Consider the following 12,614-nt stretch of genomic DNA (forward strand, 5'->3'; position numbering starts at 1 on the left):
GATGGCGCTGAGTTACAAGGCTCGCAAACGTTGGTCACTGGTGATCCTGCTGGTCGGATTGCCCGCCTACATCGTGGCCTGCGTGACCGTAATCAACTGGCTGGACCGTCCGTCGCTGTTGGTCGAATTGCTGGTCTACATCGTTCTGGGTATCCTGTGGGCGCTGCCGTTCAAATTCGTGTTCAAGGGGATTGGACAACCGGATCCGGACGCGGAGAAGTAGGTGTCCCGGAGGGCGCGCTGCCTGATGCTGGACGTCGATGGGGTGGTGGTCACCGGGCGACCGGCGGATGGCGCGCATTGGTCGACCGGACTGGATCACGACCTAGGCGTTTCCCTCGAGCGGTTGCAGGACCTTGTATTCCGTCCCTATTGGTCGGACATCGTCACCGGACGGCGCGGGCTGCGCGCCGTTTTGGACAGATGCTGGCCAGAGATGTGCTGCGCGGTATCGGTCGATGACTTCCTGACCTACTGGTTCGAGACGGACGCACGGCTCGACCTTCAGGTGCTGGCCGACGCAGCAGAGTTGCGCAGCGCCGGGATGGCCGTCTGCTTTGCGACCAATCAAGAGCCTTTGCGCGCGCGGTACCTTTGGGAAGATGTCGGCCTGAAGGATCACGCCGATATGATGCTTCATTCCGCTGACCTTGGAGTGGCGAAACCGGATGCAGGGTTTTTTGCTGCATGCGAGGCGCGCTGTGGGTTCTCCAAGACCGAGATCGTTTTTGTGGACGATACGCCCGCGAACGTGGAGTCTGCGATCAGGGCAGGGTGGCGTGCCGGGATGTGGACGGGGGAGGAACGGCTGGGTGGTTTGATCGACCGCATCTGACCAGATCATTCCGGCTGTCCATCGTTGCGTGTAGAGCCCATGACGAAAAAGGCCGGACCTGACAGTCCGACCTTTTTGATGGCTTGCTGGTCGCCGGGATCAGCCGGCGGCGCGTTCGTTGGGCTTAAAGCCGATGTTTTCCGAGGCGGCAAAGCGTCCGCCGCCTTTTTTCTCGATCTTGCCGTCGCGCAGGAGCTGACCAAAGCTGCGCAGACGTTCCTCGCGCGAGCTGGCTTCGCCTTCGGCCTGGAGCAGCTTGGTCATAAGCTGCGGGCGCGAGAACTGGTCGCGGCCTTCGACGAAGGACATATAAGCAGCTGCCGCTTCGAGCAGTTCGGGCAGCGTGTGTGCGCCCTGGCTCTCGGCGAAATCGGCAAAGCCGGTGTCGTCGGCAGCGATGCTCTCGGGGGCCTCGGCTGTGTCGGCGCTGCGCAGGACGCGGCGCGGACGGACCGGGGCGCCTTCGTTGGCGCTTTCGACATCGATGCGTTGCTCTGCCACCAGCTTGAGAGGGGCAGGGCGAACAGGCGCCGGACGCGCCGAGCGGGCCTCGGTCACTTTTGGGCGGCGCGGACGCACTGCATCGGCGAGGTCTTCGCGATAGGGCTCTTCCTCGTTGACCGTCTTCTTGCCGAAGCCGAGAATGCGATCCGCTTTGGTCGCGGCAACGGCGGCGCGCAGATGCGCGATGGCGCTGCGACGGCGATTGCCTTCGGGCTCGTCCATTTCGGTCTCGGTCTTGTCGGCAAGACGTTCGACCGAGTCGTCATCCTCTTCGATCTTTGTGTCGGTCAGCATTGCGCGTCCCGGGCTGGTCATCTTGACGGCTTTGCGGATATTGGCCTGCGCGACCTCTTCCTCTTCTTCGGACAGGATCGGCGCGTCGTCGTCTTCGGCGCTGTCCTCGTCATCGTCGAAGTTCCAGTCGTCGTCTTCCTCGATCTCGGCGTGCAGATCGGCGAGTTCGCGGGCCAGCTCTGCTTCCTGTTCCGGGGTCAACGTGCTGCCTTCGCGACCGGGCAGAGGCTGGGATGCGGCGGCGGCGTCGCTTTCCTCGTCCTCGTCGTATTCCTCGATCTCACCGGCGGCGAGCGCCGCTTCGACATCGCTGCGCTTTGCCTTGGCGACACGTGCAACCAGCGGTTCACGGGTGTCTTCGACGGCTAGGGGGGCATCGTCGCTGTCGTCGTCCATCGCCGTCACGGCATCGTCGGTTTCAGCGAAGTCGTCGCTTTCGTCCGCCGCAGTCGGAGCCTTGGCCGCGGCCTGTGCTTCCAAGAGGGCGATCTTGGCGCGCAGGGTTTCCAACTCGCGCTGCGCGTCGGAGGGTTCGGACTGATCGTCACCGTCCGAAGATGCAGCCGGCAAGGTGGCGTCGTCTTCGTCGTCCTCTTGATCCGCGTCGATCTGGTCATTGACGACGGCCGCGATGGTGTCGGCGAAGAGATTGTCTTCGTCGTCGTCCAGATCATCGCCAAGCATGTCGTCATCAAATTCTGCGGCTTCGACGAAACCGGGAATCCCGGCCTCTGGGTCCATGGCATCGTTATCGTCGTTGCCGTCACCGTCGGGGCCGGACATCGCGTGTTCGTCTTCGATGTAATCCGGGGCGGCCTGTGCCTTGGAGGCGACAACGGCGCGAATGCGTTGCAGCTTGTCGGCGACGCTGTCCGTCACCACGGGGGCTTCCGCGACTTCCTCGACCTCCGACAGCGCGGGCTCGTCGATTTCGGCGAGTTCCGCTGCGTCGCGCGCCTCTTGCGCGGCGGCATCCGCCAGTCGGTCGGCCTTCACGCCCTGTTCCGCGATGAGATCGTCGATGCTTGACTCGACCGGGCTCGTGTCTTCGGCTGTCAGCACATCGTCGGCATGGACCGCGATGTCGTCTTCGGTGTCGAGCGACAGGCCGGACAGGTCGATGGCGATCTCCTCCACAGCATCGTCATTGTCGGACGCTGTATCGATGTCTTCGATCTCGGCCAATTCAACGCTGTCTGTGTCGACGGCGATGTCTTCGACATCCGGTTCAGCTTCGACGGTATCGTCGGCGTCCATGGTTTCATCACCCATGGCATCTTCGATCGCGGGCTCTTCGCGGTCATCGGTATCGACCTCATCCGTGGTGTCTGCGACAGCCGCAGAGCTGGCAGCCCCCCCGGCTGTCGCGCCCACGAGGGCTGCACCCGTCGATGATTTCGGCGCGACATCCCCATGCGGCGGCTCGGCGTCATCGGACGGGCGCAGAACCAGATTGCCCTTTTCGAAGCGGGCCTCGACCCGGCGCTCGATCTCGCGTTCGGCGATGCGGGCCAGCATTTCTGCGTCGGGTGTGGGCGGTTCGGCGCCAAAATATCGGTCGTCCTGCGCCAGATCGCGGAAGTATTCCGCAATCGCTTTCATGGTATCGAAGGAATTGTCGAAACCTTCGAGCGTACATGAAAAGGTACCGTAGGATACCGTGAGTATCTTGTTCGAACTCACCATAACATCACTCGCTTTCCAAAATTCTGCGATGGTCTGAGTAACATGGTTACCAAGACCAAAGCGCATCGAATCTGTGCCTAGCACGGTATCATTTCATGACCTGATTGTGATCTGTTTCGCGTTTCGCCATTAATCGGCCATGAATCACGCAATTGTTTTCTCTGACGAACCAGTTTTGCTTGTCGGTGGCGCCGGTGGCGACAATCGTCAGCTTTTGCAGCTATTGGATGAGATCGGGATCGCGATTGCGGCGGACAGTGGTGCGGACTGGCTGCGGTCGGTCGGGCGGATACCGGACGCTCTGATCGGTGATCTGGATTCGGTGTCAGACGACACCCGCGCTGCGATGCCGCCCGGTGCGGTGCATCACATCGCAGAGCAGGACAGCACGGATTTCGACAAGGCGGTCCGGTCCATCGCGGCGCCGGTGATCGTCGGGATCGGGTTTCTCGGCGGTCTGGTGGATCACCTTCTTTCTGCGATGACGGTTCTGGCACGGTATCCGGACCGCGCGATTGTTCTTGTCGGGGAAACGGATGTCGTGGCGCATCTTCCGCCGCAGATCGATTTGCAGCTGGCCTCCGGGACACGAGTGTCGCTTTATCCTTTGCGCGAGGTGATGGGGATGTCGTCGGGGCTGCACTGGCCCATCGACGGCCTGAAGTTTTCACCGGCCACGCGGACCGGCACGTCCAACCGGGCTGACGGGCCGGTGACGCTGTCGATGCAGGGGGCGGGGATGCTGATTATTCTGCCGGTGTCGCAGCGCGGGGTGTTGCAACGGGCACTGACACAAGCTGACGGCTCATGGCCTGCTCTCTGAAGACGATGTAGAGGCCCGAGGCGATCACGATGGCGATGCCGACTGACGCCATCGCGTTGGGCAGGTCTCCGAACACCGCGAAGCCGATGATCGTCGCGATCGGGATCTCGAGGTATTGCATCGGTGCCACGGTGGCCGAAGGTGCATAGCGCAGCGACCACGTCATCAGCAGATGCGCCAACGTGCCAAGCAGTCCGATCGTCAAAAGAAGCGTCCAGGTGGTGCCCGGCAGCGCCGTATCCCACGAGAGCATCGGAACAGCGGTTGATGGGATAAGGACGATCAGAGGCAACATGAGCGCCACCGCCATGACACCGGACACGGCCTGCAACCCGATCGGGTCGGTTTCCTTGGCAATCTTGCGCGTCACCAGCATGAACAGCGCGAAATTGACCGCAACGCCCAAGGGCAGCAGCGCGGGCCAGCCGACCTGCTGGAACGATGGCTGGATCACCAGCAACGTTCCGGCAAAGCCGACGGCGCAGGCGATCATCCGGCGCATCCCGACCTCTTCCCCGAGAACATAATGCCCGAGCAGGAGCATGATGAAGGGCATGACGAAGGCAATGGCGATGGCGTCCGCAAGTGGCAGGTAATAAAGCGCCGAGACCATCATCCCGATGCCGAGGATGTGCATGATCGTTCGCAGCAGCGTGAAGCCGAAGATGCGCCGGTTCATGCGCCAGATGCGCCCCGTCATCGCGATGATCGGGATCAGAACCAATGCCTGAACACCGAACCGCAGCAACAAAAGCTGACCGAGCGCAACCTTGTCCGACAGGATCTTGGCAATCGCGTCACCCACCGGAGCCACGACGCAAAAGCCGAGCATGAGGGCGATACCGATTGTGGGACGATCCTGAGTCATACGGAACGCTACTCTTGGTTGTATCGAGGTGTCAACGCTCTCTTTTTGCAACTATAGCGCGCGTAAAATTGGCCCGGTTATGGCTTGATCCGACGTGTATTTAGCAGTTCGGAATGTTGACTGCCAACCCGCCCAGCGACGTTTCCTTGTACTTCTCATGCATGTCCGCGCCGGTCTGGCGCATGGTTTCGATGGCCGAATCAAGCGGCACAAAATGGGTGCCGTCCCCGCGCAGCGCGAGGCTGGCTGCCGACACCGCCTTGATCGCGCCCAACCCGTTGCGTTCGATACAGGGCACCTGCACCAGCCCTTTGACCGGATCGCAGGTCATGCCGAGGTGATGCTCCAGCGCGATTTCGGCGGCGTTCTCGATCTGCTCGGGGCTGCCGCCCAGAACGGCGCAGAGGCCGGAGGCGGCCATCGCGCTGGCGCTGCCCACTTCGGCCTGACAGCCAGCTTCTGCCCCGCTGATCGAGGCGTTGAACTTCACCAATCCACCGATGGCGGCGGCGGTCAGAAGGAACTCCGGTATACGCTTGGTCGATGCCCCCGGCACATGATCGAGGTAGTAGCGGATGGTCGCGGGCACCACACCGGCGGCGCCGTTCGTCGGCGCGGTCACGACCTGGCCACCAGCGGCGTTTTCTTCGTTCACCGCCATGGCGTAGACGCTCATCCAGTCGTTGATCGTGTGTGGCGCGCTGAGGTTCATGCCCCGTTCGGCCAGCAGTTTCTGGTGGATGCCCCGCGCGCGACGTTTCACGTTCAACCCGCCGGGGAGGATGCCGTCGTTTTCAAGGCCCCGGTCGATGCAGTCGTTCATCACCTCCCAAAGCCGCTGGATCCCGGCGTCGAGATCGGTGACCGACCGGCGCGACAGCTCATTGGCGCGCTTCATTTCGGCGATGCTCAGCTTGGCCGCTTTGGCCATATCGAGCATTTCTGCCGCGGATTTGAACGGGTAGGGCACCGGTGCGCCATCGTCGGTGTCCTTGCCGGCGTCCAACTCGGCCTGCGTCATCACGAACCCGCCGCCGATGGAGTAGTAAGTCTCTTGCAGGATCACGTCGCCCTGCGCGTCGGTCGCGCTCAGGATCATGCCGTTGGCGTGGCCGGGCAGGCTGGGCCCGAAATCGAAGGTCAGGTCGGTTTCGGGGTCAAAGCGCAAGGTGGGCAAGCCATCGGGTGTCACTGTCTTGCTCTCTTTGATCCGGGCAAGGGCCGCATCGGCCTTGTCCCGGTCGTAGCTCTCGGGGACAAACCCCGCCAGACCGAGGATCGTCGCGCGGTCCGTGGCGTGGCCCACCCCGGTGAAGGCCAGCGAGCCGTGTAGCGATGCCCTGACACCCGCCGCGCTGAACGGGGCTGTGCGCAGGCGGTCGAGAAAGCGCGCGGCGGCGACCATCGGGCCCATCGTGTGCGACGAAGACGGGCCGATGCCGACCTTGAACATGTCGAAGACGGACAAAAACATGGGTGACGCGCGCTCCCTCTAGGTGACGATGCAGGATGTTAGGCGGGCCTCGGTGCCTTGGTGTGGGCCTTTGCCATCGGTTCGATGCCACTGTCGCAAGCCGCGACCGGGTGGGCAAGGGCGGCGCGTTCTTCGTTGGGCCATCATTGGCGTTAGATTGAAGACAGGATGCGGGGAACCGAGTGCCATGACGCTGATGTAACCCGGCTCAGGACCGTCACAGGTGGCGAAAGCGGCGGGTTGAGACGAAAAAGCGATCCACTTTACGAGGCCTTTACCCTTTGTCGCGCAGGATGCCCGAACATCAACTCAGAAGGAGTGGTTTCATGGTGGATCGGTTAAATTGGCTCGCATGGCTGGTCGCAGCGGCGGCGATACTCGCGTGGGCGTTCATGCCCAGGTCGGCACAGGCTGGAACGGTCATCGTCCCCAAGGCGCCGACGGTCGAGGTGACTGTTCTTTCTCCGCCGGTCCTGTTGCCTGAGGAAAAAGGACTTGTGCAGCCCGGATCGCAGCGGAGGACAGCCAAAGGCGGCTGATCCTTGCTTGGCGTGTGACATGCAGCAGGGCAGGCGGATGGCGCCGGGCCGCATAGAGATATCGGCATCATTTCCGACGGCGACCTGATTGAACATGATCCTAGACCGGTTCGATGTTTGACGAGCCATCAAGCGGGGAAAGGCGAGCAGACTCGAATTCGGTCTCGCCCCTCGTTGCGCGACATCCTATAAGACGGCAAGACTGCCAAGGAGCCTTGCCATGACCGGAGAATTGTCGCCCATCGACAAAGCCAAGTTCGTCGCCGCGAAGCGTGCGGCTGACATGGTCGAGGATGGCATGCGCGTCGGCCTGGGCACTGGATCGACCGCTGCCTGGCTGGTGCGGCACCTTGGCGATCGGGTGCGTGACGAGGGTCTCCGCATCAAGGGCGTGCCGACATCGGCCCGCACGGCGCAACTGGCCCGGGATGTTGGGATCGAGGTCATCACGTTGAACGAGGCCGGCACGCTCAGCATCACGATCGACGGTGCCGATGAGTTCAACGCCAACCTGAACCTCATCAAGGGCGGAGGCGGCGCGTTGCTGCACGAGAAGATCGTCGCGGCGGCCAGCGAAGAGGTGGTGATCATCGCGGACGCGGCCAAGGAAGTCGGCACGCTGGGTGCGTTCCCTCTTCCGATCGAGGTGATTCCGTTCGGTTGGACCACGACCCAGATGCTGGTGGAGGAACTCCTCGTGTCGGCGGATGTCATGGGCCGGCGGATCACGCTGCGGATGAACGGCGATCAGCCGTTCCGCACCGATGAGGGCAACCACATCCTCGACCTGCATCTCAGCCGGATCGGCAATGCCCGCCAATTGGCGATGGCGCTCAATCAGATGCCGGGCGTCGTTGAGAACGGACTGTTCGTCGATCTGTGCGACAAGGTCATCATCGGCTACGGTGACGGTCGCGTTGAGACGCGCGACATCAACGAAGGCACGGTCAGCGAGGATCACATCAATCTCGTGGAGACCGACAACCTTTTTTCCGACATCTGACGCGCAGGGTCATAGTCGCTTTTCGAAATAGACCCGGTCAAACCCGTCTTCGATCCGGCGATCGGTCTGAACGTAGCCAAGGCGGGGATACAGGCTGAGGTTCGCCGCCATCGCGGCATTGGTATAAAGGCGGACAGTATCGAACCCTGTATCCCGCGCTTGGTCTTCGAAAAAACCGTTCAGTTTCGGACCGGTGCGTTGGCCTTGGAATTCGGGATGCACGGCGACGTTCTCCAAAAACATATCGTCGGCGCGAGGGTAGAACACGATGTACCCGGCGATGCGGGTACGGGTGGGGGCCACCCAGACCCAGCCCCGCGCGATCTGCGACGCGAAATCGGCAACCATCGGCGCGGGTGCGCGTCCGATTGCGGGGATGTATCCAAGATATGCCTCCCGCGCGCAGGATCGGATCGCCGCCAGATCACCGGATTCGGCCGGACGGATCGAATCGTGCGGATCGGCGGTCATGCGCGGCATCCCTCTCTGGCGTTCTGCGCCTCCTTATGAAATATCTTTGCGCGCAATCAGAAGGAACCCGGCATGAGCGAATTCGACTACGATCTTTTTGTCATTGGTGGAGGGTCCGGCGGTGTCCGTGCCGCGCGGGTCGCTGCGGGTGAGGCGGGTGCCAAGGTCGCGCTGGCCGAAGAGGATCGTTACGGCGGAACCTGCGTGATCCGGGGCTGCGTGCCGAAAAAGCTCATGGTCTTCGCCAGCGGCTATGCCGGGATGGCCGAGGAGGCGACGCATTACGGGTGGGACTTGAAGAATGACGGGTTCGACTGGACCACCTTTTCCGGGCACCTGCAAAACGAGTTGAACCGGCTCGAAGGAGTGTATCGCAAGCTGCTGGCCGGATCCGGCGTGACGACCTATGACGCCCGTGCCCGGCTGAAAGACCCGCATTCGGTGGAGTTGTCCACCGGTGAGACCTTTACGGCCAAGCATATCCTCGTGGCCACGGGCGGGCGTCCGGTGCGCCCGGACATGCCGAACGCGCATCTCGGCATCGTGTCCGACGATATTTTCAATCTCGAAACGCTGCCGAAATCCATCCTGATCATCGGCGGCGGTTACATCGCCTGCGAGTTTGCCTGTATTCTTTCGGGCCTCGGAGTGGAGGTGACGCAATATTACCGTGGTGCGCAGATCCTGCGCGGCTTCGATGAAGAGGCGCGCGGCCTGATCGCGGAGTCGATGCGCGAACTTGGGGTCGATCTGCACACCGGGACCAACATCGTCGAAATGGAGTGTCATCGCGAAGGCGAGGACGAGAACGGTTTGGATGCGCCCGTGGAGGCGATGCAATACGCCATGCCCGCCAAGGACGGGCCGCAGGACGGGCCGCTCAAGGTCAAGTCGACCAATGGTCACGTCAAGGTGTTCGACAAGGTGCTCTTCGCCACTGGTCGTCGTCCGAACACCGATGACATGGGTCTCGAGGAGGTTGGGGTCACACTGGCACGTGGCGGTGCGATCGAGGTGGATGAATACAGCCAGACCAAGGTGCCGTCGATCTACGCTATCGGTGATGTCACCGACCGAGTGAACCTGACGCCCGTGGCGATCCGAGAGGGCATGGCTTTCGTCGAAACGGTTTTTCTTGGCAAACCCACACCGGTGGATCATGAATTGATCCCGTCGGCCGTGTTCACCCAGCCTGAACTGGGCACCGTTGGCATGACCGAGGAAGAGGCCCGCGACAAGGAACCGGTCGATATTTATTGCACCTCGTTCCGACCGATGCAGTCTGCCTTCGCCGACAAACCGGGCCGCGTGCTCATGAAACTGATCGTCAGCCAGGAAAGCGGCAAGGTTCTGGGCTGTCACATCGTCGCGCCTCAGGCGGGCGAGATGATCCAGATGGCGGGCATCGCGATCAAGATGGGGGCCACGAAAGAGGACTTCGACCGCACGGTTGCGGTTCACCCGACGATGGCCGAAGAGATTGTGACCATGCGCAAACCAGTGAGGACGGCTTGAATTTCCGAGCTTTGCCCACAGGTATGAGTGTGAGATGAAGGACCGAATGTTCCGAGAGGGGAAAAGACCAGATGGCAGGTAACAGTGGCGGCCCGTGGGGCGGCGGCGGCAACAACGGTGGTGACCGTGGCGACGATCGCCCGCGCGGCGGCAACAATGGCGGAGGGCGTCGCCCCGGCGACGGCAACCAGCCGCAGATACCCGAGATCGATGAGCTGATGAAAAAAGGCCAGGAGCGCCTGCGCGTTCTGATGGGTGGCCGCGGCGGCAATGGCGGGACCAACGGGTCCGGCGGCGGCGGTGGCGGTGACGGCTTCAAGCTGACCCGCGGAACCGTTGGAATCGCGGCGTTGCTTGCCGTGGGCCTTTGGGCATTCACGAGCTTTTATACCGTGCGCCCCGAAGAACAATCGGTCGAGCTGTTCCTTGGTGAATACTATTCCACCGGCAATCCCGGTCTGAACTTCGCACCGTGGCCTTTCGTGACTGCCGAGGTGGTCAACGTGACGTCGGAACGGACGGAAAATATCGGTGGCGGTCGCGGGGCCGGGGGCGATGGCCTCATGCTGACGACAGACGCCAACATCGTGGATATCGACTTCCAGGTGGTCTGGAACATCAACGACCCGGCGAAACTGCTGTTTAACCTGCGCGATCCTCAGGTCACGGTTCAGGCCGTGTCTGAAGCGGTGATGCGCGAAATCATCGCGGCGACGAATTTGGCGCCGATCCTCAACCGGGATCGTGGTCTGATCGCGGACACCGCACGTGAGAACATTCAGGCGACCCTGGACGAGTATGAGAGCGGCATCACCATCGTGCGTGTCAACCTCGACACCGCCGACCCGCCCAGCGAAGTGATCGACGCCTTCCGCGAAGTTCAGGCGGCTGAACAGGAACGGGACCGCTTGCAGCGTCAGGCCGACGCATATGCAAACCGTGTTCTCGCCGAGGCCCGTGGTTCCGCCGCGCAGATCCTCGAAGAGGCTGAAGGCTACCGCGCCCGCGTCGTCAACGAAGCCATCGGTGAGGCAAGCCGCTTCATCGCCGTGGCTCAGGAATTCAACGAAGCGCCCGAAGTCACGCAGCGTCGTCTTTATCTTGAAACGGTGGAGCGGACCTTGGGCGACATGGACAAGATCCTGCTCGACGAGGCCGGTGGCGCCGCTGGACAGGGCGTCTTGCCCTATCTGCCGATCAACGAACTGCGCCGCTCCGGCCAGTCCACCACGGGAGGGTCGAACTGATGCGTAAATCCGCTTTCCTTTTGCCGATCGGCGTTCTGGCCTTCGTCGGTGTGCTGTCTTCGATCTTTATCGTTGACGAACGTGAAAAGGCGCTTGTGCTGCAATTCGGTCAGATCAAGCAGGTGGTCGAAGAGCCTGGTCTCAACTTCAAGCTCCCGATCATTCAGGAAGTCGTCCGGTACGATGGTCGGATCCTGTCGCTCGATACCGAAACCATCGAGGTCACACCGTCGGATGACCGTCGTCTGGTCGTCGACGCCTTCACGCGTTACCGGATCGCCGATGTGGTTCAGTTCCGTCAGGCCGTCGGCATCGGCGGCACGCGGGTCGCCGAAGACCGTCTGTCCTCGGTTCTGAACGCGCAGATCCGGGAGGTTCTGGGTGCCGATCAAGTGACATCGGACACCATCCTCTCGCCACAGCGGCGCGATCTGGCCCTGCGTATTCGGGACCAGGCGCGTACCAGCGCGGCGGGGCTCGGGCTCGAGATCGTGGACGTTCGACTGAAACAAACCAACCTTCCCGAACAGAACCTCGCCGCGACATTCGCGCGGATGCGGGCCGAACGGGAACGGGAAGCCGCGGACGAGATCGCCCGTGGTAACGAAGCGGCGCAGCGTGTGCGTGCGGCCGCGGACCGGACCGTGGTCGAGACCGTGTCGAACGCAGAACGTGAAGCCGACATCACCCGTGGTGAGGCGGATGCGGAACGGAACCGGATTTATGCCGAAGCTTACGGCAACAACCCTGAATTCTTCGCCTTCTATCGCTCGCTCGCGGCGATGGAGCGGTCGCTGAACAAGGACAATTCGACCCTTGTGTTCTCGCCCGACAGCGAATTCCTCGGCCAGATGTTCGGAGCGATCCGCGCCGACGGTCTGGGACAGATCGAGGTGCAGGAGTTCGATATCGAAAGCCTTCGGGAAATGGCGCCCGAAGCGACCATCTCGCCCAACCTGCCCGAAGCCGAGCGGGAACGTCTGGAGCAACAGCTCGAAGAGCAGGCACCCACTGAGGACGCGACAAACTGATGGACACCGTGATCCAAGGGATTGCGCTTGTTCTCATTATCGAGGGGCTGGCCTATGCGCTGGCCCCTTCGCTTGTGGAGCGCATGCTTGAAGCCATGCGTATGATGCCGCTGGATTTTCGTCGGCTCATCGGCGGCTCTGCCATCGCGGTTGGTATCGCCATGCTCTGGATATTGCAGGCATTTTGAGACCGGCGGTTCCCAAGGGTCACGTCACGTTCAAGTCACATCCGCTTGAGCCGATGTTTTCCTGTTTGCGTGTTGCGTCCGCGCACCTACATTGTGGCCATGACAGACAGGTGTCGGGCGATGCACCCACACCCAA

13 protein-coding genes are annotated in these 12,614 nt (G+C 62.0%); 9 read left to right on the forward strand and 4 right to left on the reverse strand.

All coding sequences use genetic code 11. The annotated features are described in order from the left end of the window. Position 1 precedes the first annotated feature (1 nt). Positions 2-223, forward strand: a complete 222-nt coding sequence (locus tag Q1B16_RS14610; protein WP_299790155.1) for a DUF2842 domain-containing protein — start codon at positions 2-4, stop codon at positions 221-223. Positions 224-247: 24 nt separating this feature from the next. After that, on the forward strand, positions 248-835 hold the full coding sequence (locus Q1B16_RS14615; RefSeq protein ID WP_299790158.1) for an HAD-IA family hydrolase: 588 nt from the start codon (positions 248-250) through the stop codon (positions 833-835). 99 nt (positions 836-934) lie between these two features. Here the strand turns inward: Q1B16_RS14615 and Q1B16_RS14620 are convergent, their stop codons facing one another. Beyond that, entirely contained in the window at positions 935-3,319 is a 2,385-nt protein-coding gene (locus Q1B16_RS14620) for a hypothetical protein (RefSeq protein ID WP_299790161.1), read from the reverse strand. Positions 3,320-3,458: 139 nt separating this feature from the next. On the opposite strand from Q1B16_RS14620, the gene Q1B16_RS14625 reads away from it, so the two are divergent. Further along, positions 3,459-4,142 carry a thiamine diphosphokinase gene (locus Q1B16_RS14625; RefSeq protein ID WP_299790164.1) on the forward strand — a complete coding sequence of 228 codons (684 nt, stop codon included), beginning with the start codon at positions 3,459-3,461 and terminating at the stop codon, positions 4,140-4,142. On the opposite strand, the gene Q1B16_RS14630 is transcribed toward Q1B16_RS14625, so the two are convergent. Together Q1B16_RS14630 and Q1B16_RS14635 are read right to left on the reverse strand one after the other, a co-directional pair. After that, entirely contained in the window at positions 4,066-5,010 is a 945-nt protein-coding gene (locus Q1B16_RS14630) for a DMT family transporter (protein WP_299790166.1), read from the reverse strand. The two genes, Q1B16_RS14625 and Q1B16_RS14630, sit on opposite strands and share 77 nt — an antisense overlap. Before the next feature lie 100 nt (positions 5,011-5,110). Beyond that, on the reverse strand, positions 5,111-6,484 hold the full coding sequence (locus Q1B16_RS14635; protein ID WP_299790169.1) for an L-serine ammonia-lyase: 1,374 nt from the start codon (positions 6,482-6,484) through the stop codon (positions 5,111-5,113). A gap of 326 nt (positions 6,485-6,810) precedes the next feature. Here Q1B16_RS14635 and Q1B16_RS14640 point away from each other — a divergent pair, with 326 nt between their 5' ends. Then, positions 6,811-7,023: a hypothetical protein gene (locus Q1B16_RS14640; protein ID WP_299790174.1), complete on the forward strand. Its 213-nt coding sequence runs from the start codon at positions 6,811-6,813 to the stop codon at positions 7,021-7,023. A 220-nt stretch (positions 7,024-7,243) separates the two neighbouring features. Next, a complete protein-coding gene (gene rpiA / locus Q1B16_RS14645) occupies positions 7,244-8,026 on the forward strand; it encodes a ribose-5-phosphate isomerase RpiA (protein ID WP_299790177.1) in 783 nt (260 codons plus the stop codon). A gap of 9 nt (positions 8,027-8,035) precedes the next feature. Here rpiA and Q1B16_RS14650 read toward each other — a convergent pair whose 3' ends face one another. Further along, a complete protein-coding gene (locus Q1B16_RS14650; protein ID WP_299790180.1) occupies positions 8,036-8,497 on the reverse strand; it encodes a GNAT family N-acetyltransferase in 462 nt (153 codons plus the stop codon). Positions 8,498-8,569: 72 nt separating this feature from the next. On the opposite strand from Q1B16_RS14650, the gene Q1B16_RS14655 reads away from it, so the two are divergent. From Q1B16_RS14655 to Q1B16_RS14670, 4 genes are all read left to right on the forward strand, one after another. Next, complete coding sequence (locus tag Q1B16_RS14655; RefSeq protein ID WP_299790183.1) at positions 8,570-10,012, forward strand: FAD-dependent oxidoreductase; 1,443 nt, start codon at positions 8,570-8,572, stop codon at positions 10,010-10,012. Positions 10,013-10,083: 71 nt separating this feature from the next. Further along, positions 10,084-11,259, forward strand: coding sequence for an FtsH protease activity modulator HflK (gene hflK / locus Q1B16_RS14660; RefSeq protein WP_299790186.1), 1,176 nt, complete (start codon positions 10,084-10,086; stop codon positions 11,257-11,259). Next, on the forward strand, positions 11,259-12,290 hold the full coding sequence (locus Q1B16_RS14665) for a protease modulator HflC (protein WP_299790189.1): 1,032 nt from the start codon (positions 11,259-11,261) through the stop codon (positions 12,288-12,290). Before hflK ends, Q1B16_RS14665 begins: the two co-directional genes overlap by 1 nt. Further along, positions 12,290-12,478: a DUF2065 domain-containing protein gene (locus Q1B16_RS14670; protein ID WP_299790192.1), complete on the forward strand. Its 189-nt coding sequence runs from the start codon at positions 12,290-12,292 to the stop codon at positions 12,476-12,478. Before Q1B16_RS14665 ends, Q1B16_RS14670 begins: the two co-directional genes overlap by 1 nt. The last annotated feature ends 136 nt before the right edge of the window (positions 12,479-12,614 follow it).

This window comes from uncultured Marivita sp., assembly GCF_947488135.1.
Lineage (GTDB): Bacteria > Pseudomonadota > Alphaproteobacteria > Rhodobacterales > Rhodobacteraceae > Marivita.